We start from the raw sequence: 23,947 nt of genomic DNA, 5'->3' as shown, positions 1-23,947 counted from the left end.
ATAACTTTCGCAAGATACAGCACCCACCCAGCTGGAGGAACAAATGAGAAAAACTTTGTGGATGATAGCTATCGTCTGTCTTTTCGTAATTTCTGCTGCCCCGCAGAATTCTGAAGCCGTTGATGAAGACCGCTTTCAGCCTTTACGCAGATTCAGTCAGGTACTGGATTTAGTTGAGCATAACTACGTAGAAGACATTTCCCGCAAAGAACTGGTCAACGATGCTGTAAAAGGCATGCTTGAGCAGCTTGATCCTCATTCTACTTTTCTTTCTAAAGATGATTTCAAAGAAATGCAGGAAGCTACCAGTGGAGCATTCAGCGGCATCGGTATTGAAATCAGTCTTGATAAAGGTCGTTTGACTGTAATTTCACCTATTGAAGATACTCCTGCTTACAAAGCTGGACTTCAATCCGGTGACATAATCCTTGAAATTGACGGAACTTCAACACAGTCAATTTCTCTTATGGAAGCAGTAGGCAAAATCAGAGGTAAGCGTGGAACAGATGTAGTGCTTACTATTCTCCATAAAAACGAAAATAAGCCTGTCAAAGTGACTATTACCCGTGGATCAATCCAGATTCAAAGCGTAAAAAGTCAGGAACTTGAAAAAGGCTATTTATACCTGAGACTTACCCGCTTCAGTGAAAACACTACAAGCGACATGCACAAGGCTCTTAAAAAATACAAGAAATCAAATGAACTTAAAGGAATCGTTCTGGATTTACGCAACAATCCCGGCGGACTCCTCACTCAGGCTGCATCAGTCGCAGACACTTTCATAGCTGAAGGACTCCTCGTCTATATTGAAGGCCGCGACAAAAACAGCAGAAAAGATTTTATGGCTGAAGGAAATGCAAGCTATGCGGATGTGCCCATAGTCACACTTATTAATTCAGGTTCTGCATCGGCTTCCGAGATCGTTGCCGGAGCATTGAAAGATCACGACAGAGCTTTGCTTGTCGGTGAACGCACATTCGGTAAAGGCTCTGTACAAACCATCATCCCCATGGCTGACGGATCAGGAATCAAGCTGACTACAGCGCTTTACTACACACCTAGCGGACGCTCCATTCAGGCTGAAGGAATTGATCCTGACATCGTATATCCTTTCATCCCGCCATCCAAAGATGATGATAAAAATGACCGCTTCATAGTAAGAGAAAAAGATCTGAGCAGACATCTGGAAAATAACGGTGGATCTAAATCCGACAAAGAAAAACTTCAAGATGATAAGGCTCTTAAAATGCTTGAAAAAGATAACCAGCTCAGACTCAGTCTGCAACTGGTGAAGCAGCTTCCCCGCTTAAAGGAAATTAAGTAGCGTAGGAGTTAATTGAAGTGGTAAATAATACTACGGACCAAAATGATAAGCCCGAAACCCCGGTAGAAAATCCGGGGATTCGGGCTTATCTTTCAAAACCACTTGGAATTGCAATCGCCACGATTGCAACAGCCACGTTCATATGCCTGATCATTGCTTTAATGGTCTACAGCGGTTCTGATACAGTTGCAGATCATAAGCAATCTATCCCTCACGAACAGCAAGGATTCACATCGGCAAATTCTACAAATCCCTACGAGGAAATTGAAAAAGATGACCTCGAAGATTTAGTCAAGATTGCTGATTTATCCCTTATTAATACTCTTAAATCAGCTGACGTCTCAATGTCTGACCTGAAATTGGAAGATGTAACCCTGAAAAAACATCAGGGCCGCTATTTTCATTTTCAGCAACTTAGATTTCCTCTTAACGGAAACAAGCTGAATTTCGTTGAAAACATAAAAAAAAGGCTTAGCGCAGCAGGACTGGCGGCCAATATTCACAAAGTATCCGAAGGATGCTGGCTGCTCAGTATCAACGAAGTTCCGACCCATAAGTTCTTCATAGACACTGCGATTCAACAAGAAAAACCTGTTGCTGTCGTAATTGATCCCAACGCTCCTAAAATGGCCATTGTTATTGACGACATGGGAGAAGACGTAAACTTCGCGCGTGGACTGGCCGCTCTCGATATTAAAGTAACTTTTTCTATTTGGCCCAATAGTTCTCACGTAAATAAAGTGGCCAAAATAGCGAAGAATAGCGGAAATGAGATAATGATCCATCTCCCGATGCAACCCAAAGGATACCCGAAAGTAAACCCGGGAGCAGACTCACTGCTCGTTGGTATGGATTCAAAAACAATTCAGCAGCGCGTCGTCACTGCAATGAATAAAGTACCTTATGCGACAGGATTGAATAATCATATGGGGTCAAGATTCACTGAGAATCTTGCAGGAATGTCGGAAGTAATGATTCCTCTACACCAAAAAAAGATATTCTTTCTGGACAGCCGCACAACAGCAAAGAGCACGGCACGCAAAGCAGCTAAAAAAGCTAAGGTAACTCTGTACGAAAGAAATATCTTTCTTGATAATGTAAAAGATGTAGCCGCAATTAAGTTTCAATTAGCCAAAGCGGCTAAAATTGCACGCAAAACGGGTCAATCCATTGCAATTGGTCACCCGAACCGCGAAACACTTGAAGCAATTAAGCAATGGTCAGTAGAAATAAACGGCAAAATAAAAGTAGTCCCCGTTAAGGATCTGGTTCCAAAGAGCTAAAAAATCTGATTGTCAGGCTTTTTCATAAACATAAACAACAAATAAGTAGATTTGTCCTTTAATTTATGTTTTTTTTAGTCCATTAAATTCATGCAGTGACTAAACTGGAATAGTTTTTTTAAGGTCCGATAGTTATATTAATATTTTCAACACAAAGGTATATGACGGATGAAAAAAATCCTACTTTTTATGGTTTTAATTTTCATGATTGCGGTACCAGTCATCCATTCAGCCCAGAGCTACACAGTATCCATAACCCAGATAGTTGAGCACCCTTCCCTTGACTCCATGCGCGAAGGATTTAAAGACCGCATGAAAGAAGCTGGAATTAATGTTCAGTATAATGTTCATATAGCGCAAGGAAATCAGGCTAATAATGTTCAAATCGCTAACCAGATTAAAGGTGAAAATCCCGATCTCATCTTAGCCATCACAACTCCTTCCGCGCAAGCAGTTGCTCAGAAAATTAAAGAAACCCCTATCCTTTTCACCGGCGTTACCGACCCTGTTGCGGCAGGACTTGTTAAAAGCCTGATGATCCCCGGTAAGAATATTACCGGCATGACGGATATGAGCCCCATACTGCGCCAAGTTGAGCTTATTAAAGAATTTCTGCCAGAGGTCAAAACCATCGGAACGATCTATAATGCAGGAGAATCCAACTCAGTCGTACTGATTAAAGTTCTTAAAGAAGTATGCAAAAGCTTTGACATCAAAGTGGAAGAAGCTTCGATAGCCAACTCCAGCGGAGTATATCAGGCCGCAAAATCTCTTGTCGGTAAATGTGACGCCATATACATTCCCCTCGACAACACCGTTGTTTCAGGACTCGAAGCCGCTATAAAAGTATGCAGACAAAACAAACTGCCTATATTCTCAGCTGACACTGATTCTGTAAAACGCGGCACAGTGGCTGCTTTGGCTTTAGATTATTATCGCATGGGACTTCAAACAGCAGACATGGCGGTTCGCATCCTGTCTAAAAACGCTAAGCCTGCAAATACGCCTGTCGAATCATTGCAGAACCTTCAATTGTTCATCAATCCTGCCGCTGCATCTCAAATGGGAATCGCAATTCCAAAACAGGTTTTGGACAGAGCAGACGAAATCGTCAAATAATTGCTATTTGCCAAATTCACGCAATCGAGTTAAAGGCGCGGTAGAAACCGCGCCTTTATTTTTTATAAAACAAAACGCTATTACCCCTATTTAAAAAATGATCAGCTTATATGCTTTCATGGGTGCTCTTGAACAAGGATTTGCCTTCGGGCTGATGGTTCTTGGAGTATACCTTACATTCAGAGTTTTAGACTTTCCCGACCTGACTGTTGACGGCAGTCTGCCACTTGGTGCTGCGGTTTCAGCCGTTGCAATAACAAACGGATATCATCCTTTTTTAGCCATGGGCATGGCTGTCTGTGCAGGCTTTATTGCCGGCGCTGTCACGGGAATACTTAATACCAAATTCAAGATATTGCATTTGCTCGCGTCTATTCTGACCATGATCTCATTATATTCTATAAATATCCGTATCATGGGCAGACCGAATATAACATTACTCGGACAAGACACTTTAATTGACAAATTTATGGAAATGACCGGACTTGCCCCGTATATTTCCACCCCGATACTTTTCGCGATTATATCCATTACCGGACTTATCGCTTTTATCTGGTTCCTCAAGACATCTTTCGGGCTTGCTATGCTGGCAACCGGAGACAACCCAAAAATGATCACCAGTCTAGGTGTAAACCGCGACATGATGATAATATTCGGAGTTGGTTTATCAAACGGGATGGTCGCCCTGTCCGGCGCACTGGTGGCACAGAATCAAGGTTCTGCCGACGTTAATATGGGAATCGGTACGATTATCGCCGGACTGGCTTCTGTTATCATCGGCGAAACAATTTTCGGCACAAAAACAATCACCTGCGCCATGATTTCCGCAGTGCTCGGCTCTGTACTTTACAGGATAGCAATTGCTCTGGCTCTAGGCATGAGGTTCGGTGATTTTGCATTCACCCCCAGTGACCTCAATCTAGTCACAGCGGTTCTGGTTATCGCAGCACTAGTCTCTCCGCAGATCAAAGCTAATGTTCTCGGAAGGAGGCTTCGCGCATAATGCTTACCATTCAAAAAGCCGTCAAAACTTTCAATCCTAACAGTGTAAATGAAGTTCAGGCATTACGCGAAATTGATCTTAAAGTTGATAAAGGCGATTTCATAACCATTATCGGCTCAAACGGAGCAGGCAAGTCTACTTTCCTGAACTCTATTGCCGGATCATTTATCCTTTCCAGCGGCAAAATTCTTATTAATAATCAAGACGTAACCTCGTGGCCTGAACATAAACGCGCGGCAAATCTGGGAAGAGTTTTCCAAGATCCACTACTCGGAACCTGCACCTCTCTGACCATTGAGCAGAACATGGCTCTTGCGCTCAAAAGAGGCAAAAGACGCGGACTTGGATTCGGAGTACGTACGAAAGATAAAATTCTTTTTAGAGAACAACTTTCTACACTGGGGCTAGGCCTCGAAGACCGCCTCACAGATCAAGTCGGACTGCTTTCCGGCGGGCAAAGACAAGCCCTGACCATGATAATGGCAACAATGACAAGACCTGACATACTTCTTTTAGATGAACATACGGCAGCTCTTGACCCCAAGACCGGTAAAAAAATTCTTGAAATAACAGAAACCGTTGTCAGCAGAGACAACCTGACAACATTAATGGTGACTCATAATATGAATCAGGCCATTAACATGGGTAACAGATTAATAATGTTCCATCAGGGAGCGATTATTTTAGATATTTCCGGACAGGAAAAGACGGGATTAAAAGTTGAGGACCTTCTTGAAAGGTTTTACTCCCTTCGTGGCGAGAGTATGGCAACTGACAGGATGCTTTTTTCTTAAAGCAGTCAATCATGCTTCCTTTCCGGACAGGGCTACAGCCCTGAATTATGCGAAAAACCGCAGAAAACAATACACTTTGGAGGATTTTACAATGGGCGAACTTACTTTTTCTATCATCAAACCAGATGCAGTTGCGAACAACAAAATCGGTGACATCTTGAAAATGATCTCTGATAGCGGTCTTACCATCAAAGCTACCAAAATGATCCAGATGACTAAAGTTCAGGCTGAAGGATTCTACGCTGTTCACAAAGAGCGTCCTTTCTTCGGTGAACTCGTAGAATACATGATTTCCGGTCCTTGTGTTGTTTCCGTTCTTGAAGGTGACAATGCTATCAAGCGTTACCGTGACCTCATGGGCGCAACCAATCCTGCTGAAGCAGCAGAAGGAACAATCCGTAAAGCTTTCGGTGCAAGCATTGAAGCTAACGCATCACACGGATCTGACGGACCTGACACTGCTAAAGTTGAAGTTTCCTACTTCTTCAGCAGCCTCGAGTTGGTGAACTAGCATGACTAAAAAAGTCGGATTCATAGGCACTGGCAATATGGGGGCCGCCATCATCAAAGGCATGGCGGGAGATAAAAATATCAATCTACTTGGCTTTGATTTGAATAAAACGGCGCTTGGCCTTCTTGCGGAAGAAACCGGTCTGATTCAGACCGATACTGCCCGCGACCTTGCCAAAGAATCCGACTTTATTGTGCTGTGCGTCAAACCGCAGCACGCTGTCGCAGTTCTCGAAGAAATTGCGCCCGAACTTGATGAGTCCAAATGCATTGTTTCAATAGCAGCAGGACTGACAGTGACCACACTTAAAGATTCCAGCGAAAACAGGTGCCCTGTTGTTAGGGTTATGCCTAACACACCTGCTCTGGTTAATGCCGGAGTATTCGCTGTGTGTCTTGATGATTCACACATCAACAAGGACCAGGCTTCTTTTGCGCGTGAAATGTTCAAACCGCTCGGCGATGTATACGTACTTACCGAAAACCAGTTTGATTCTTTCACAGGCGTCATAGGTTCCGGCCCCGCTTATATCTTCTATTTTATGGAAGCGATGATCGAATCCGCCGTAGAACTCGGACTTCCCAGAGAACAGGCTACCGCAATGGTGGGGAAACTCTTTGAAGGCTCTACGAAACTTGCGCAGGAAAGCAAGCAACACGTCAGCCAGTTGCGCGAAATGGTAACCTCCCCCGGAGGAACAACCGTTCAAGCATTGGTTCACTTGGATCGCACCGCCACCCGCGCTAATATCATAGACGCAGTCCGCAAAAGCTATGAACGCAGCATAGAACTCGGCAAAAAATAGTTTAAGACCAAAGGGGGAAAACCCTTTTTGAAAAAAGTGTTTTCCCCCTTTGGACTCCCCCTTTCCCCAAAACTTTTAGTTGGGTAAACGGGGAGTTTTTTTATATGTAAGAAATAAAATAATCTTTTAAACAAAGTATGTTATATAGACAGTACTTGCCCACACTGCCAAAAATCCGCACGTTACCGCTTTCATAATTTTATTTTTCAAAAACGGCTCTGCGCCCACTGTTGCCAGAATTCCGAAGCATGGCAAAAGTCCAAGTGTATAGCTGGCCTTGGCTGTGCTGTAGATTGGAAGATTCAAGTAAAGGTAAGTCACTGCTGTGAAATATACGACCAGACATCCCACAAGAAACATTCTGCCATTCAAAACAGATTTTACGGGTGTAAAGAATGTTCTGGCGATTCCGATTAGAATCCATATCGATGGAATTAAAGCCAAGAGCGCAGATGCCACCATCAAATCATCATTCCACGGCGGTCTACTGGCAAACTTACTAACCCCGCTTAAATTTCCATCAAGCCATAACGTTGCATAAAGACCGTCCCATATACCGTTGGTAGTCGAATAAACGGGACGTAAGAGCGAACTACCGAAAGTCACAAAGTGCTCCCAAATACGATAGCCGTGATCCTGCCACCATACAATCTCCCGCATAGCGTCCCAGCCGCCTATAAAGGGCTTGCCATACGCATACCAGTTGTAAAAGTAGTACCAGCCTCCGACAACGGCTGTAATCACAGCAGACAGCCCTATACCGGCAAACGTAACTAACGGGCTGACACTTGAATCTTTTCTGGATGACAATATCGCGAACAGTACAAAAAAGACACTAAGCGGTATGAGCAGACAGGCTGTAGCTTTACTGAGAATAGCCAATCCCATGAAAAGGCCTAGATATGCGTAAGATTTTAAGTTTCGACTTTCCTGCTTAATAATTAGGGTCAAGACCATCAGGATTGTAAGCCCCGAAAAGACTGCGGCCAGAGGCTCGTTTGACCAGAATTGCGACATCACAAAATTCATAGGCATAAAACCGCCGAGCAATGTCGCGATGATCTGCAAAGTTTTATTTTTGCCAAAAACCAGCTTTGCACTTCTATAGCAGATTTCGATCATTGCCGCGCCGCAAGCCAACGGAATAAGCCGGAGCCAGTACAACGCGGATTCAATCCCCATAAGCGCGGACAAAACCTTATATGCAGCGGCTGAAATTATATAATAAAGAGGAGGCTGGAACATCTGCCAACCTTCTACCGGGCTGGGTAATCTTAGATTATCTGCAATGTATTGAATGTAGGTGTAGTGACCAGTTGAATCCATGCCTAGCTTAAGCGGCAATTTATGAAAATTATTCAATGCCATCACTACCCACAAAAAGATCAGAACAAATCTGAACAATTCAGGACTTATGCTCGCTTGATTCAGCTGAGGTGAAAGTTTTTTATGATCGCGCATCCACACCAAAACTGCTGTGAAGATAAACAGGATGAGCATGTAAGGAAGTGATTGCAGAAGAGCTTTATCACTCCTTTTAAATTTATTACTGATAAAAACCGACCCGGATTTTCCGGCATCTAAAACAGGATTCCAGACATAATTATCCCTACTTGCTTCCCACCCTTCTCCTGTTGAAAGGCCTAATTCGTCAGACCATGCCAAAAGTGCCGGATGGGCATTCTCATTAACAACTGCAATTTTTAATTGATGGGTTCCTGAACTGAGTTGAGGCAGATCTAAAGAGACTTCTTCACGCCAGTTACTTAAATCACCATCAGATTTAAGCAACGGATTACCATCAAGCCAAACGCCGGCACTGCGAAAAGCTTTAAAATGAAGCTTTGCACTTTTACTTTCTGATAAATCAAATGAAGTTCGAAACAGCGTCATTTCCGAACCATTATTCCGCGCATTCAATCGAAACGGAACATCAAGTCTGATCCATTTGCCCTTTGAATGGGCTGTCAGATAGGAATTCTCCGTCTTTGCCAACGAACTATCCACAGCAAACCAGACAGCAGACACAAACAATAGAATCGACAATGAAAGCAGAATAACGATAACTCTGTTCCGGCTTGAATTCTCAGACATAAAAAACGCTCCGTAAATATTTTTTTCTACTGAGGAAGTACCGTTATTGCCCGTTTTTGAACAGTTTTTTTTAAGGTAACGTTTAAAGCTGTTTACCAAAAAAAAGGAGGCCGTAAACGACCTCCTTTTACAAAACGGGCTGAATTAAATTCCTACATTTCTGAAAGCCAGACTAGGAGGAAATACGTATTTAAAAGAATAGCACTCAGGATTCCGCTAAAGAGCATGAGTGTTCCAAGTTTTTTAAGTTTCAGAGAAGTCCATTCACCGACAGGCCCCATAACAGGCTTTTCTTTTTCTTCACCGAAATAAACAGCCTTGCCGCCCATCTGAGCGCCGAGAAGCCATGCGGCAGCGGCCATAGGCCAACCAGCATTAGGACTTTCACTTTTGCCTGCATCTTCAATCAGATTTTCATAGGTGCGTTCCCAGTCAAGCTTAAGAAAACGCCCTGCGGCAAGCATCATAAATGCGGTAATACGAGCAGGAATAAAAGCCAGAACATCATCAGCTTTTGCTGCGTAATATCCGAATTCTTTATACTGCTCATTTTTATATCCCCACATTGAATCCATAGTGCTCACAGTCTTATACACCCACATTCCGGCAGGACCGGTCACTACCAGATAGAAAAACGGAGCAACGAAACCGTCATTCAGGTTTTCACTGGTTGTTTCAGCGAGAGCCTTGCGAAGGCCAGCCTCATCAAGATTAGAAACATCACGGCTGACAAGCTGGGAAATAGCTTTCCGCGCTGCTTCAATATTTCCCTGATCAAGAAGAGTTGCCCCTTTGCGGCATTCAGAAAGAAGTCCACCAAGAGCAAGTCCTGCATACGCAAGATAAAGGGCAATAATCACACCTATAAACGGAATTGCGAGAAAGATTTTTAACACGCTGAATATTACTAAGCAGAATCCGACAACTCCGACTCCTCCCATAATTTTAGGAGAGAGTGTAAGCGATCTGACCCATTTGTCATACCAGTCAAGAGCCATACCCAGATAGCGTACGGGATGTGGAAACCAGCTTGGATCTCCGAGATAGTAATCTAAAATCATGGCGAAAACAGGTATCAGGAATACTACAGTAGAATTATCCATTAAATTTCATCCTCACATTTGTGTTAGTTAAGGGTGATCAATTTTTAAATATAGAAAAACACCGCGCCTATCACGTTTAAGGAGAAGCGTTGCTATTTCTATATCATACAAAAAAGGCGGCACGGAAGTGATTCCGTGCCGCCTAAAAGACTAATTTTCGTAATATGAACGAAGAAGTGCACTGCGGACAGGATGCCTAAGCTTTCTAAGAGCCTTGGCTTCAATCTGACGAATACGCTCACGAGTAACGTTGAAAAGCTTACCGACCTCTTCAAGAGTGTGGTCAGATTTTTCTCCGATACCGAATCTTTTGCGAAGAACCTGCTCTTCGCGGGGAGTAAGATCAGAAAGAACCGTTGCTATCTGCTCACCGAGTTTAGTACTAACGACTTCTTCAGCGGGAGCAGTTGCTTTTTTATCTTCAATAAAATCACCGAGACTGGAATCTTCTTCATCACCGATAGGTGTTTCAAGAGATATTGGCTCTTTGGCGATCTTAAGAACTTTTTTAACTTTTTCGAGCGGATAATCCATACGTTCAGCAATTTCTTCTGGCGCAGGGTCACGTCCGAGTTCCTGAACGAGATAGCGGGAAGTTCTGATCAGCTTATTAATAGTTTCAATCATATGAACAGGAATACGGATAGTACGGGCCTGATCCGCAATAGCGCGGGTAATAGCCTGTCTGATCCACCATGTTGCATATGTTGAGAACTTGTATCCGCGCTGATATTCAAACTTATCAACGGCCTTCATCAGACCGATGTTACCTTCCTGAATAAGATCAAGGAACTGCAAACCGCGGTTGGTGTATTTCTTGGCAATAGAAACAACCAGTCTAAGGTTAGCTCTGATGAGCTCCTGCTTAGCCTGCATTGCAGATCTGTTACCGTGCTTGATACGCCAGAGAACTTCTTCAAGATCATAAACATTATGACAACATTTATCTTGCAGACGAACCAGAATTTCCATCTTACCTAAAATCATTTCCTTAAAGGAAAACAATTCATCCACGGTCAGATTCAATTCATCGGCAGCAGCAACAGGATTGATTTCTCTGTCATCAATCTTTTTGAAAAGATCTTTGACTTCCTGCTGAGTTTTACCAGTAGAAAGGATATATGCTGAAAGGTCGCGCTGACAGTTATGCATCTGTCTGACATAGTCACCGACAGTCTCAATAATCTGATCGATCAAAGTCTTTTCGATTTTAATGTCACGCAGGCGGTCGACAACTTCCTGCTTATAAATCATGATTTCATTTTGCACGCCGAAAACCCTGCGATCGAGCTGTGCGCAATAATCAAGTTTTTCGTATATTTTTTTCTTTTTCTTATAAATCTTTTTAACTTCATCAAGCAGGAAAATAACGCGCTGACGCTGATTCATCTCGTCTTCGCTAGGATCATCTTCCTCGATGGTTTTTACAACATCTTTCAGCTTGATACGGGATTCATCGAGATGTTCACCGACACTGATAAGTTCTTCAATTGCAACTGGAATTTCAACCAGAGCATAAAGAACTTCCATTTCGCCGTTTTCAATCTTTTTGGCGATAACAACTTCGCCTTCACGATCAAGCAAACCAACAGCGCCCATCTCACGTAAATACATACGGACAGGGTCAGTACTGCGGGAAACGTAATCAATTGCATCTTCAGCACTTTCAGTAAGATTAATCTCACTCTCAGTCTCGACATCGTCATCCGTTAATTTTTTACCGTCTTCTTCAGTATTAACAATGGCAATATTGAGTTGATCAAAAATCTTAATTACATCTTCAAGCTGCTTAGTTTGGTTAAACTCGGCAGGCAAAGCCTTGCTAAGCTGTTCAAAAGTAAGAAAACCTTGTTTCTTACCTTCTGAAATTAGAACCTTAATCGCCTGAATATCTTTAATGTTGCTCATCATCCCTCCATACAGAGTCGTTCAGAACTTTGAGGTATGCATTAACACGGTCTGAGTCGCCTTCCGCCTGAGCGCGGCGCAAAGCGTCTGTGAGCTGTTTTCTGCCCAATTCATACCGCCGCCTGGCAATAACCTTACAAACATGTCGCCATTCTTCTTCTAGATCTTCGCCGACGAATGGTTCTTCCATTCTACAGCATGCCCAGAATTTTTTTTCTGAGTCATCTAGAAGCGGAATTATGTCCTGCCCGCTGTGAGCCGTCAGTATTGACCACAGTTTTTTGCCCCAGTGCGAGGTCAGGACTTGCGCAACTCCCCTTTCAGAGAGTTCCACGACATGTTCAGGATGCTGTACGGCATACCTCAAGAAATATTTATCATCTTTTTCCTGTCCTCCGACCGAAACAGCAGCACGTGGCTCTCTTTTTCGGACGACAGGAGTCGAAGATTTACCCAAAACACCGGAAAAAGCTGATCTTAATTCTGCTTCAGCTACCCCGAGGCCGGTTGCGACCTTAGGAATATAAAAAGCTTTAAGTGAAGCACTGGACATGTTCTTAAGAAAACCCTGTGCCCAGTCCATAATTTCACGGGGAGAATACCCCGCTTTGAGAGTAGCAAGACAAAAGTCCAACCCTTCTCTAGCTTCATCCAGAAAAACCTGAAAACCTTCAGCCCCGCGAGTCTGAAGGAGACTATCTACGTCCTCCCCGTCGGGAAGTACTATAACTCCACAGGAAACACCCTGTGTTAAAATCATTTCTGCACTGCGAAGAGCTGCTTTAAACCCGGCGCTGTCTCCATCAAAAACTAAATTCACTTTTGAACAAAACCCTGAAAGTCTTTTGACTTGTTCAGGAGTTAAAGCTGTTCCCAGTACTCCGCAAGAATTTGCATAACCAAATTGATGCAGGGAAATAACATCCATATACCCTTCAGTCAGAAGAGCCTGCTTAATCCGGGCTATTGATGTCCTTGCCTGAGAAAGTCCATACAGGTGCTCTCCCTTTTTATAAATGGGAGTATCACTGCTGTTTAAATACTTTGGTTCTCCATCAATAATTATTCTTCCGCCAAAAGCAATAACCCGGCCCGATAAATTTTTAATAGGAAATATTAATCTCCCGCGAAATCTATCATAGGTACGGCCCTTAGCATTTTGGGAAAGCAAGCCTGCCCGCACTCCCTGCTCGGCGGAATAACCATTTGAAACCAGGAATTTCTCAAGCCCCTGCCAATCTTCGGAACTGCAACCAAGACCGAAACTTTCGATAGTAGCGGACTCAACTCCTCTTTTTTTGAGGTAGTCCCTTGCAGTACGTCCTTCGGGAAGTTTAAGAAGCCGGGAATAATATTCTGCGGCTTTCTCATGCATCTCGAGAAATGTTTTCTTTTCAGAGCTCCTTTGAGCTGCTCCGGGGTCTACTTTTCCAGGGGTAAGTTCCACTCCGGCTTCAGCAGCTAACTGCTCCAGAGCATCCTTAAATTCAAGCCCGTTGATATTGGCATAAAAATCAAAAATATCGCCCGAAGCCTGACATCCGAAACAATAAAAAAAACCTTCTTCACTATTAACACTCATAGAAGGAGATTTTTCTTGATGGAACGGGCACAATCCCATCCATCTACCGGAAACAGGTTTCAGCTCTACATACCGTCTAATAATATCAACTATGTCTAGGCGTTCCTTGATAGCTTCAATTGCTCTTCTGTCCAAAAAAAGCCTCCGCTTGCCAATAAAAAAAACTTTTCCAAAATTTGCATAGCATGGCAGGAAAGGTTTTGCACTAAACCAATTCGACCAAAGTCATACCGTCCCCGCCCTGATCCTCAGGAGCGAGAGCATAACTTGCAACCGTCGGATTATTATCCAGAAAAATATGAACTTCGCGTCTTAAAGCCCCTGTTCCACGCCCGTGAACAACTTCAATAGTTGTTGCTCCGCGCAGTAACGCCTGATCAAAAAATTTACCAAGTTCGCTTATTGCTATATCAGCACGTTTTCCACGTAGGTCAACCTTAAGAGCCATATCTCCATGCGAAGAAGCTTCAACCGGAGATATCTGAGGACGGAATGTCTGCCCGTCTTTTTTTACAGGTCCGAGTTGATCAGCAGGCATCCACATTGCGACACCGTCCATATCAACCTTCACCCTTTTCTTTCGGTCATCTTTTTCAAGAACAATACCCTTGCGGTCCCAATTGATATTTAAAATATCTGTACCAACTTCGATATCATCATATGAAAAAGCCTTAGCTTCGACTTTAGGCTTGCTGTCACCGCCGATTTTTCCGCGGGCATCAGCGAGTTTTTTCAGAGCTACTTTGCGTCCTATTTTCCCGTCCTGCCACTCTTTTAAAACAGCCTGAGCTTGAGCTTTAACATCGTTTAAAACGGCAACACGTTCTTTTTCGAACCTTTCTTCAAGCTTTGCACGCTTAATACGAAGTTTTTCACGTTCCCTGTCCAGTTCCTCGAGTTCCAACTCACGGCTGACAGCAAGTTCATTTAAGCGAGACATAACCGAACCGGTCTCTGAACCTTCCATAAGCAGATATTGTTCCGCCTTAGTAATCAAACACTCAGGGAAACCATGCTCACGCGCAACATCAAGTGCAATGGATGCACCGACCTGATCATACGCAATTCTGAACAAAGGTTTTTTAGTGCCCGGATCAAAAAGAACACTCGCGGCTCTTACTCCCTCGGTTACAAGGGCATAAGTTTTAAGCGCAGGAAAATGAGTTGCAGCGAAACAAGTAACTTTATTCTCGAGCAAACCGTCAATAACAGCCTGAGCAAGAGCAGCACCCTGAGCAGGGTCTGTACCGGACCCAAACTCATCAAGAATAAAAAGTGTCGATGAATCCATTGAGTCCCAAATTCTACTGATAGACTGAATTTGCGCCGAAAATGTACTTACATTTTCCTCAAGAGACTGTTCATCACCAATACTAACAAAAATATTTTTAAAAAGCGGAAGTATTGAACCCTTATCAACAGTGACAGGAATTCCGCTGAACGCCATGACTGCAAGAAGTCCCACGGTTTTAAGACAGACTGTTTTACCACCTGCATTACCACCACTGAGAATAAGCACACGCTGCTCAGAGGGAAGTTCAATATTTAAAGGATGCACACCCATATCAGCTGCAACCAGCAGAGGATGGCGAGCTCCCTTAAAATTAAATCCGGCACCGGCTTCAACATCAACAGCAACAGCGCCGAGAGACTCAGCAAAACTGATTTTTGCTTGAAGCACATCGTAATCGACAAGAAAACCGTATGCCGCTTCACATTCTACATGTTCAGCGCGGACAAGCCCTGTGAGATAAGTCAAAACCTTAAGCTCTTCCAGTCTTTCCTTCTGCTTAAGCTCCTGCATGGTGTTGTTAAGTTCCACCAGAAACAGCGGCTCGAAATAACAGGTTTCACCAGTATTTGAATAACTGTGAATAATTCCCTGCAACCGGCCTTTGAAATTTGATTTGAGCGGCAGAACATAACGATCAGATGAGATAGTCATGAAATCGTCCTGCATGAAACGACTGATGTCCTCACCGTGAATGTAATCTCGAACTTTTTTTGAACAGCGCTGGTGAAGACCTCTGAGTGACTGCCTGACATCATAAAGTTCAGGAGAACTTTCATCACGGATATGTCCATCAGGATCAATACAGCGTTTCAAACCGGAAAAAGTTTTTTCAGGCCAGATTATACCCTCTAAAAATTCAACAATACAATCCCATTCTCTTTTTTCAGCAATAGAAAGAGCTTCTTTAAGCAAACGGGCCTGCCCGAGAGTCTGCACAAGAGCAAAAAGAGCATCAGTATCGAGAATATTCGAAGGCTTAATCAGAAACTCAAAAAGTCCCTCAAGCGGAGGAAATATGCTGAGTCTGAATCCGGTTTCCTTAGAAAAATTATGTCCTTGTCTAAAAAAACGGGACACGGAATTGATAGTATCTGCTTCCCGCATTGGAGAAAGGTCAAGACATGCCTGTGCTCCGGAAGAAGACACAGCAAAATTTGAGAGTACTTTGAGAACCTTAGGAAACTCAAGTAATTGAAGAGATCTCGGCTCCATTAGGATTCCAGTGGGGTTGAAAGGTGATCAACATAATCCTGAAATCTCAGGGACCAATACAGAAAAAACGGCAGAACAGCCCCGGAATGAATCCGGGGCCTGCCGTTAAATACTAGCTAACGCTGATCTGGATCAGGAAAGACGTGAACGAACAAGTCCGCTAAGAACTTTTCCGTCAAACTGTCCCTTATGAGCAGCCGTGATGGCTTGCATCACTTTACCCATATCCTTGATAGAAGATGCTCCGAGTTCGGCAATTGCCTTTTCTACAGCGGCCTCGAGTTCCTCGGAAGAAAGCTCGGGTGGCATGTAACCTGAAAGGGCAACAATTTCTACAGCCTCTTTCTCGGCAAGTTCAGGACGTCCAGCACTTTCGTACTGCTCAATGGCGTCCTTACGCTGCTTAATCTGCTTTGCAACAAGATCAAGCACATCTTCGTCGGTGACTTCGCCACCGCCGTCGACCATGCGATTTTTTATAGCTGTCTTGAGATGTCTCAAAACAGCCTTTTTTACATCGTCTTTGGCTTTATAAGCCGCGATATAGTCTTTATCAATCTGCTCAATAAGACTCATATATTAACCCATTGACATTTTGCGCATTTTTTTAATCAACCTTTTGCGTGCGGCAGCTTTTTTCTTCTTACGCTGTACGCTAGGTTTCTCATAGTGCTGACGTTTTTTGAGTTCAGAAAGAACTCCAGCTTTTTCAACCTGTTTTTTAAAACGGCGAAGAGCTATTTCGAAATTATCAGAATCTTCAAGGTATACACCGGGCAATCAAATCACCCCCCGTAAATAAATCTCGCACCTGAAAAAACAAATGCGGAAGAGGAATCTTGTACATCCATAAGAGCAGTAAAGTCAAGCAATACTGCAATAAAAAATGTTCAGCACCTAAAAGAAGATGCTGAACATAAAACACAAAATCTGAAAGGACTAGTGATTAGCTGCTTGATCTTTTGAATCCATCCAAGCTTTCAATGCACAGTACGCAAGGCCTGCACCGAGAACAGCGAGAACAGCGTAAAGAACACCGAAGAAAATAAAGTGATCAGGCTGCCACCAAGGAAGATCCATAGGAAGAGGACTTTGTACGGTTTCACCATGCAACATTATTAATCTCCTTTATTATTTTACAGCGTCTTTGAGCAACTTGCCGGGACGGAATTTAACAACTTTACAAGCGGGAATTTTAATTTCATCGCCAGTACGAGGATTGCGACCAACGCGCTCTTTTCTTTCATCTACCTGAAAAGTTCCGAAACCTGTAAGGGTCAGCTTGCCTTCGTTTACAAGAGTTTCTTCAACTGTGTCGAGAAAATAGTTGAGGCAACGCTCTGCGTCAGCTTTAGTCATACCTGCTTTCTCAGCAATCTTTACTACTAGTTCAGCCTTAGTCATCTGTCCTTCCTCCTTAAAACTGGAAATTAATTATTGCGACGCACTCATCGACGTCTGCCATTGACCTCGCGTAAGTGCGAGAGTTTGGTTCTAATCTAAGCCGAACGATACATAGAGACCTTAAGCCTCAAATCAATCTTTCAAGTCCGGACACTACAAATAACCTACCCCCCCAAAATACAGAATCACTCCGAGGAAATTTTATCCTGTCGAACCTTGATGAAAATCTAAAACAAAATTTTTGCCAACAAGTCAAGAGGGAAAATCTTTTTTAATGCAATTATACAACCCTTGAAACTGCAGAGGAGACAAGGCTTCGGGCCGATCTTTGAGTGTAAGACCCTCTTCCTCCATCCACTGTAACAAAGAATCAGAAACGAATGATTTCAGTGTGTTACCTAACTGTTTCCTCCTATACTGGAAACAGAATTTTATGAGGTTAGCAAGCCCCTCGGGATCACTGGGTTTTTCACTATTCGGCAATGAATAAAATTTTATGACTGCGGAGTCCACTTTCGGTTTTGGCTTAAAAACTGTCGGAGGAACTTGAAAAAGATACTGAGTTTGACAAAAACTTTGTATCCATGCGCTGATCCCGCCATATTTTCGTGAACCCTGCTTAGCAGTGATTCTGAGTCCCACTTCATGCTGCACCATAAAAACACAATTTACAGCTGGACTCTTGGAAGCAATATCCCACATAATTTTTGACGCGACATTATATGGCAAGTTACCGATAATTTTCCAATTTTCACCAGAATCAAGCTCTTCCCATAAAAATTTCAAAGCATCTTCCTGAACAACTTCTGCGGTCGGATACTCTTCCGCAAGCGCAGGCGCAAGATACCTGTCCATCTCAATCAGCATCAGCTTTTTAGGAGAGGCTTCCAGTATATGCTTGGTCAAAGCACCCCGACCGGGACCGATCTCAATAACAGAATCACCTTCTGAAATCTTAAGACTGTCCACAATTTTACGAGCTATATTATCATCTTGTAAAAAATTCTGACCTAAACTCTTCTTCGCCTTATGTCTGACTTCCACAAAAACTCCATTTAAAAATAATTACTTCTGATCACTTAAAAAAAGCACCTTACCTTCATGCGTCTACATTTCGCAAGCTTAAGGTTGCCCTCCTTTCAGCCCAGTCTTGTCCTGTCACCTTTTATGCTGTTATACAAAATATAAATATCTTTATCAGGAGATCATGCATGATAAATTATCTCAATAAATATTTTAAAATAAACGAATACGGTTCAACAATCAGCCGTGAAATAATTGCCGGAATGACCACATTTGCCACGATGGCTTATATAATTGTCGTCAATCCAAAGATTCTGGAGGCGGCCGGTATTCCCTTCGGCCCGAGCATGGTTGCAACGATTATCAGTGCTTTTTTCGGAACAATGGCCATGGGACTATATGCAAAACGCCCCTTTGCTGTCGCCCCGTATATGGGAGAAAATGCCTTCATTGCCTTCACTGTCGTAAAAGTTATGGGCTACAGCTGGCAAACAGCAATCGGTGCCATTTTTATCGGCGGCGTCCTTTTTGTTATTTTCACAACTACAGGCATCAGATCCTGGATGATTTCAGCGATTCCTAAAAATTTAAAAAACGCGTTCGTAGTAGGCATAGGGCTTTTTCTAACTTTTATCGGCCTTAATACCACCGGAATTGTAACTATAGGCGTGCCCGGAGCCCCCATACATCTGGGAAACCTCTCAAATCCGTCCACACTTCTTGCCATAGGATGCTTTTTCCTCATGGCCATGCTCATGGCTAAAAAAATCAGCGGGGCCATAATTATCGGCATTATCGCAACAACTATTGGAGCCTTCTATTTAGAAATTGCGAAACCACCAACGGAATATTTCAGCATGCCTCCCTCACTGGAACCGACATTTTTACAACTTGATATTACAGGCTCTTTCACATGGGGATTTATTTCAGTAATTCTGACAGTTTTTATTCTCGATTTTCTGGACACAATGGGGACCCTCTATGCTGTATCATATCGCGCTGGACTTCTTGATAAAAACGGAGATCTACCTGAAATCGAAAAACCACTTTTAGTTGACGCGCTTACTACGGTTTTAGCCTCTCTTTTAGGCACAACAACGACCGGAGTTTTCGTTGAATCCGCAACAGGAATAGAGGCTGGCGGAAGGACCGGTTTAACGGCTGTTACAACCGCCCTGCTGTTTCTAGCCGCACTTTTCCTAGAGCCTGTTCTAACTACCATTCCTCCTTGTGCATACGGTCCAAGCCTGATTATCGTAGGTATGCTCATGATAGCCCCTTGCAAAAACCTTGAAGTCGATGACATTTCGGAACTTGTTCCCGCATTTTTAGTTATCGCCTTGATGAGTTTCACCTATAATCTCGGAACCGGAATGACCGCCGGGTTCATCGCATATCCGTTTATGAAAGCTGTTACCGGGAAAATACGCGAGATATCCGCAGGACTCTGGATGCTATGCTTTTTATCAGTGTTATTCTTCCTAACCTGCCCGCACTGATTATTTTATTTTAAACTAAAGTTATCTAAAGAAATATTAATTCCTACCGATCATACGACCACAATATCTCATATAATTACAAGGAAGGTATATAATGGGATTCAATGTTAATATTACTGGTAATTATCAACCACAACTGGCTACCTCTATTTCACCAGTAGATAAAAAGCAGGATGATAAAACGTCAGACACGGTCGCTGAAGAAAAGGACGGAGATTCCGTCAATATATCTGAAGAAGGAAAATCCAAGCTTGATCAGATGAATGCTCAAAAATCTGAAGAAAAAGACGATTCATCACCAATTGAAAAAATGATTAAGGAGCTTCAAAAAAAGATTCAACAACTCAAAAAAGAAATTGATGAGTTAAAGCAGAGCGATACCCCTGATGATCAAAAAAAAGAGCAGATATCCGCTAAAGAAAATCAAATGGCTATGCTCCAATCTCAACTTTCCGAAGCCATAACTCAAAAACAAAAAGGTGAAGAATCAGCCTTACACGCAAAGGGTTTCAAAAATTCATTGACGTAAGAAAGCAATCTAGCTTTGACAACTCCTATGAAAGCATCTAATTCCATTCTATAAAAATTAATTTTGATAGGATGGAGGAACTTCATGGACTTGAGGAAATATATTCGCGATGTACCTAATTTTCCTAAAGAAGGCATCGTATACTTTGACATCACCCCCCTGTTGGCAGATCCAGCAGCTTTTCAGTATACTATAGACATGATGGCTGAAAAGTTCAGTGACTACAAAGCTGATAAAATTGCTGCAGCTGAAGCACGGGGATTTATATTCGGCGCACCTTTGGCATATAAACTCGGAATCGGGTTTGTACCCATCCGCAAGCCCGGAAAACTGCCTTACGATACTGTTTCCGTAAGCTATGATCTGGAATATGGGTCAGACAGCCTGAGCATGCACGTTGATGCTGTCAGCGCCGGCGAAGATGTTCTGCTTATCGATGATGTTCTAGCTACAGGCGGAACAGCAGAAGGCATGATCAAACTCGTTGAAAAAGCTGGCGGTATCGTATCTGGAATAGGATTCCTTACTGAGCTTGGATTTCTGAACGGACAAAGCAAACTAAACGGTGTTCCTAACTGCCACCTTGTTACGCTTTAAATTCAGTTTTTTTAGAATCTCCTTTTTGCAGTTAATGCAGCAAAAAGGAGATTTTTTGTTTTAACTATTTCAAACTTTATATTTGCTAAACAGGACAGAAATAAAATGGCAGTAATCGGAATAATCGGCGGCAGTGGACTGGACAATCCCGACATTATTAAAAATGCAAAAGATTCCATTATCACCAACAAATGGGGTGAGCCGAGTTCTCCCGTAAAATCCGGAACAATTTCAGGAACCGAGGTTCATATTATCGGGCGCCACGGAAGAGAGCACACTATTCCGCCTACTTATGTAAATAACAGAGCAAATATTCAGGCTCTTAAAGACCTTGGCTGTGACTACATTCTTGCCACCACAGCAGTAGGTTCACTGAAAGAAGAAATTGACCGTGGACATCTGGTCATTATCGATCAATTCATAGATTTTACCCGCAGACGTGATCTCACTTTTCATGAAACATTTGAGCCGCATACACCGGCGCATACTCCGATGGCTGAGCCTTTCGACAATTTTCTGCGTGATAAAATGAGTGAATCCTGCCGGGATCTCGGAATTACAACTCACGACAAAGGAACAGTTGTCACTATTGAAGGCCCACGTTTTTCAACTCGGGCAGAATCCCACATGTTCCGTGCTTGGGGAGCTGATATCATCAACATGAGCACAGCACCGGAAGCTATTTTGGCGAATGAAGCCGGGATTCCATACGCAGCGGTTGCCATGTCTACGGATTATGACTGCTGGAAGACCGATGAAGAGCCTGTCACATGGGACGACATCCTCAAAAATTTTCAGGAAAATGCACAGAAAGTTACTTCAATGCTGATTAAAACCATTGAAAAAATAGGCTGACACCTAATTTAATGCAGCAGATGCCAACATGGATAATCTGCAAGAATCTAAGGAAACATGTTGTATGTCTCTTCTTGAATGTGACCTGATCATTTACGGCTCCAGTGTTATTACACAGGATGAAAACCGATCCATTATCAACGACGGTGCAATAGCAGTTACGGGGAACAAGATTTCCGATGTGGGGCCGAAGTCTGAAATAAACCGAAAATGGACCGCATCAAAAACACTGGACAGTGGAAAATCGATTCTAATGCCCGGAATGATCAATTCGCACACTCATGTTCCCATGACCCTGATGCGAGGCGTAGCGGACGACCTACCGCTGCTTACATGGCTGCATGATTATATCTTCCCTATTGAAGCCGGACTGAATAAAGAACTGGTCGAATTGGGAGCGCATCTTGGTTGCGCAGAAATGATAGCAGGAGGGACTACAGCTTTTCTTGACGGTTACATGCACGAAGATGCTGTCGGCAAAGCAGTTGACGAATCAGGTATCAAAGCTGTTTTAGGTGAAGGTTTTTTTGAATTCCCATCTCCTTTTTTTAAAACAGCAGAACAGGCATGGGAAGTCATGGAAGGTTTGCACGAACGCTTTTCAAAACATGACAGAATCAGTATTTCCATAACCCCGCATGCAGTTTTTACAACCAACCCTGATCAACTGGTTGAAAGCATGGAACTGGCTGAAAAACTGGATGTGCCCTGGCAGATACATTGTGCGGAGTCTATTCCCGAAACAGAACTTACTTTAAAAAAATTCGGCAAAAGACCTCTTGAAGTTCTACGCGATAACGGTCTATTAACAGCCCGAACCAGAATTCATCACTGCGTTGACGTGACGGAACAAGAAATATCGCTGCTAAGTTCATCAGGAACAATGGTTTCGCACAACCCGCAGAGCAATCTTAAGCTTGGGTCAGGCATTTGTCCTCTGACGAAGTTACTTGACGCAGGAATTACAGTAGGCCTCGGGACTGACGGAGCCGCCAGCAATAACGACCTGAATATGTTTGAAGAAATGCGGACAGCGGCACTGTTGCAAAAAGGAATCCTTCAAGATCCTACAGCAATCCCCGCTCAGACTGCACTCGATCTGGCAACGGTCAACAGTGCTGATTTTCTAGGCTTAACCGACACTGGAAGCATAAAGCCGGGAATGAAAGCTGATATTATTGCTATAAATATGAACAAAATGCACCTAAAACCAGTATACAATCCCCTATCTCACGTTGTATACTGCGTCGGCGCTCAGGATGTAAGCCTCACAATTTGTGATGGAAAGGTTCTTTATCACGACGGTAAACATTTTACTGTTGATATCGAAACGGTCTCACATGAAGCAGAAAAGGCCGTAAAATGGGCGCTCAGTAGACTTAAAAATCATTAACCAAAAAAAATGCAACTATTTTCAAGCAGTTTTTTTCTTGACAATATAGGTCAACACTGCATAGGGAATTGTGCTTTTCGATATAAATATTACATAAAACGCTTGCTCGCAAGCGACTTGCCAAACAGGAGGCGCTACATGTCTAAAAAGAATGCTAAATTACACGCACTTGACGGTGCTGAAATGACTGCAGAAGGTCTGTCTTTCAAAGGAACCATCTTGGAACCTGTTGTTGAACAGTGTGAAGGATGCGAACGTGCTATTGAATTCGATAGCAAAAACTACTGCCCAAGCTACGCTCAGCCTGCCAAAAAATGGAGTCACGGCGTATGTAACTTCGCAACTCACGCACGTGCAGGAGTTGACAAAGAAGGTAAAGTCAAGGTTAACCCATTGAAAGCTTCCAAGCGTGCAGCACGCGGCCGGTAGTAATCAGCCTGCTCTGCCTTTCTAGGCAAGTCGTTAATCTTACTTACCTGAAAAACAGTCTAAAACTGTTTTTCGACAAGGTATATTCGTGTATTAAAGGAGCCGGACTAGTTCCGGCTCTTTTCGTTAGAATGTCCGTATATAATTATCCGGACTTTTTCACTTTTTAAAACAACAATAAATTCA

General features: G+C 43.1%; 23 protein-coding genes. 13 read left to right on the top strand and 10 right to left on the bottom strand.

Annotated elements, in window-relative coordinates:
• The first annotated feature begins 43 nt into the window (after positions 1 to 43).
• The 7 genes from BLT41_RS11075 to proC all read left to right on the top strand — a co-directional run bounded on the left by BLT41_RS11075 (position 44) and on the right by proC (position 6,839).
• A complete protein-coding gene (locus BLT41_RS11075) occupies positions 44 to 1,324 on the top strand; it encodes a S41 family peptidase (protein WP_092161102.1) in 1,281 nt (426 codons plus the stop codon).
• 17 nt (positions 1,325 to 1,341) lie between these two features.
• Positions 1,342 to 2,607, top strand: a complete 1,266-nt coding sequence (locus tag BLT41_RS11070) for a divergent polysaccharide deacetylase family protein (RefSeq protein ID WP_092161101.1) — start codon at positions 1,342 to 1,344, stop codon at positions 2,605 to 2,607.
• 168 nt (positions 2,608 to 2,775) lie between these two features.
• On the top strand, positions 2,776 to 3,726 hold the full coding sequence (locus tag BLT41_RS11065; protein ID WP_092161100.1) for an ABC transporter substrate-binding protein: 951 nt from the start codon (positions 2,776 to 2,778) through the stop codon (positions 3,724 to 3,726).
• Between the two features lie 97 nt (positions 3,727 to 3,823).
• On the top strand, positions 3,824 to 4,729 hold the full coding sequence (locus tag BLT41_RS11060) for an ABC transporter permease (RefSeq protein WP_170830361.1): 906 nt from the start codon (positions 3,824 to 3,826) through the stop codon (positions 4,727 to 4,729).
• On the top strand, positions 4,729 to 5,523 hold the full coding sequence (locus BLT41_RS11055; protein WP_092161099.1) for an ABC transporter ATP-binding protein: 795 nt from the start codon (positions 4,729 to 4,731) through the stop codon (positions 5,521 to 5,523). The genes BLT41_RS11060 and BLT41_RS11055 overlap by 1 nt, the downstream gene beginning before the upstream one ends.
• 91 nt (positions 5,524 to 5,614) lie before the next feature.
• Positions 5,615 to 6,034 carry a nucleoside-diphosphate kinase gene (gene ndk / locus BLT41_RS11050; RefSeq protein WP_092161098.1) on the top strand — a complete coding sequence of 140 codons (420 nt, stop codon included), beginning with the start codon at positions 5,615 to 5,617 and terminating at the stop codon, positions 6,032 to 6,034.
• A gap of 1 nt (position 6,035) precedes the next feature.
• The gene (gene proC / locus BLT41_RS11045) at positions 6,036 to 6,839 is read left to right on the top strand and encodes a pyrroline-5-carboxylate reductase (RefSeq protein WP_092161097.1); all 804 of its coding nucleotides are present in this window, start codon (positions 6,036 to 6,038) and stop codon (positions 6,837 to 6,839) included.
• Positions 6,840 to 6,965: 126 nt separating this feature from the next.
• Here proC and BLT41_RS11040 read toward each other — a convergent pair whose 3' ends face one another.
• From BLT41_RS11040 to rsmA, 10 genes are all read right to left on the bottom strand, one after another.
• Positions 6,966 to 8,933, bottom strand: a complete 1,968-nt coding sequence (locus BLT41_RS11040) for an ArnT family glycosyltransferase (protein ID WP_092161635.1) — start codon at positions 8,931 to 8,933, stop codon at positions 6,966 to 6,968.
• Positions 8,934 to 9,085: 152 nt separating this feature from the next.
• Positions 9,086 to 10,036 (bottom strand): adenosylcobinamide-phosphate synthase CbiB, encoded by a 951-nt coding sequence (cbiB, locus tag BLT41_RS11035; RefSeq protein WP_092161095.1) that lies wholly within the window; start codon positions 10,034 to 10,036, stop codon positions 9,086 to 9,088.
• Between the two features lie 150 nt (positions 10,037 to 10,186).
• Positions 10,187 to 11,944: an RNA polymerase sigma factor RpoD gene (gene rpoD / locus BLT41_RS11030; RefSeq protein ID WP_092161093.1), complete on the bottom strand. Its 1,758-nt coding sequence runs from the start codon at positions 11,942 to 11,944 to the stop codon at positions 10,187 to 10,189.
• Positions 11,931 to 13,661 (bottom strand): DNA primase, encoded by a 1,731-nt coding sequence (gene dnaG, locus BLT41_RS11025; protein WP_092161091.1) that lies wholly within the window; start codon positions 13,659 to 13,661, stop codon positions 11,931 to 11,933. Before dnaG ends, rpoD begins: the two co-directional genes overlap by 14 nt.
• 70 nt (positions 13,662 to 13,731) lie before the next feature.
• A complete protein-coding gene (locus BLT41_RS11020; RefSeq protein WP_092161089.1) occupies positions 13,732 to 16,032 on the bottom strand; it encodes an endonuclease MutS2 in 2,301 nt (766 codons plus the stop codon).
• A 132-nt stretch (positions 16,033 to 16,164) separates the two neighbouring features.
• On the bottom strand, positions 16,165 to 16,608 hold the full coding sequence (locus tag BLT41_RS11015) for a GatB/YqeY domain-containing protein (RefSeq protein WP_092161087.1): 444 nt from the start codon (positions 16,606 to 16,608) through the stop codon (positions 16,165 to 16,167).
• A 3-nt stretch (positions 16,609 to 16,611) separates the two neighbouring features.
• Positions 16,612 to 16,812 (bottom strand): 30S ribosomal protein S21, encoded by a 201-nt coding sequence (rpsU, locus tag BLT41_RS11010; RefSeq protein WP_015336888.1) that lies wholly within the window; start codon positions 16,810 to 16,812, stop codon positions 16,612 to 16,614.
• 159 nt (positions 16,813 to 16,971) lie between these two features.
• Positions 16,972 to 17,148 (bottom strand): hypothetical protein, encoded by a 177-nt coding sequence (locus tag BLT41_RS17465; RefSeq protein ID WP_092161085.1) that lies wholly within the window; start codon positions 17,146 to 17,148, stop codon positions 16,972 to 16,974.
• Positions 17,149 to 17,163: 15 nt separating this feature from the next.
• Positions 17,164 to 17,463, bottom strand: coding sequence for an HU family DNA-binding protein (locus tag BLT41_RS11000; RefSeq protein ID WP_280141310.1), 300 nt, complete (start codon positions 17,461 to 17,463; stop codon positions 17,164 to 17,166).
• Between the two features lie 225 nt (positions 17,464 to 17,688).
• Entirely contained in the window at positions 17,689 to 18,480 is a 792-nt protein-coding gene (gene rsmA, locus BLT41_RS10995) for a 16S rRNA (adenine(1518)-N(6)/adenine(1519)-N(6))-dimethyltransferase RsmA (protein ID WP_092161080.1), read from the bottom strand.
• 167 nt (positions 18,481 to 18,647) lie between these two features.
• On the opposite strand from rsmA, the gene BLT41_RS10990 reads away from it, so the two are divergent.
• The 6 genes from BLT41_RS10990 (at position 18,648) to BLT41_RS10965 (ending at position 23,761) form a co-directional block, all read left to right on the top strand.
• Positions 18,648 to 19,958 carry an NCS2 family permease gene (locus BLT41_RS10990; RefSeq protein ID WP_092161078.1) on the top strand — a complete coding sequence of 437 codons (1,311 nt, stop codon included), beginning with the start codon at positions 18,648 to 18,650 and terminating at the stop codon, positions 19,956 to 19,958.
• A gap of 94 nt (positions 19,959 to 20,052) precedes the next feature.
• Positions 20,053 to 20,487 (top strand): hypothetical protein, encoded by a 435-nt coding sequence (locus BLT41_RS10985; RefSeq protein ID WP_092161076.1) that lies wholly within the window; start codon positions 20,053 to 20,055, stop codon positions 20,485 to 20,487.
• A gap of 84 nt (positions 20,488 to 20,571) precedes the next feature.
• The gene (locus BLT41_RS10980) at positions 20,572 to 21,084 is read left to right on the top strand and encodes an adenine phosphoribosyltransferase (protein ID WP_092161075.1); all 513 of its coding nucleotides are present in this window, start codon (positions 20,572 to 20,574) and stop codon (positions 21,082 to 21,084) included.
• Between the two features lie 105 nt (positions 21,085 to 21,189).
• Positions 21,190 to 21,939, top strand: coding sequence for an S-methyl-5'-thioadenosine phosphorylase (gene mtnP, locus BLT41_RS10975; RefSeq protein WP_092161073.1), 750 nt, complete (start codon positions 21,190 to 21,192; stop codon positions 21,937 to 21,939).
• Between the two features lie 28 nt (positions 21,940 to 21,967).
• Positions 21,968 to 23,332 (top strand): amidohydrolase family protein, encoded by a 1,365-nt coding sequence (locus BLT41_RS10970; RefSeq protein ID WP_244512253.1) that lies wholly within the window; start codon positions 21,968 to 21,970, stop codon positions 23,330 to 23,332.
• 138 nt (positions 23,333 to 23,470) lie between these two features.
• Positions 23,471 to 23,761: a PxxKW family cysteine-rich protein gene (locus BLT41_RS10965; protein ID WP_092161069.1), complete on the top strand. Its 291-nt coding sequence runs from the start codon at positions 23,471 to 23,473 to the stop codon at positions 23,759 to 23,761.
• Positions 23,762 to 23,947: the final 186 nt, after the last annotated feature.

The sequence above is a fragment of the Maridesulfovibrio ferrireducens genome (assembly GCF_900101105.1).
GTDB classification, from domain to species: domain Bacteria; phylum Desulfobacterota; class Desulfovibrionia; order Desulfovibrionales; family Desulfovibrionaceae; genus Maridesulfovibrio; species Maridesulfovibrio ferrireducens.
Note: the sequence above shows the minus strand (reverse complement) of the source record. Positions and strands in the feature narration are given on the sequence as shown.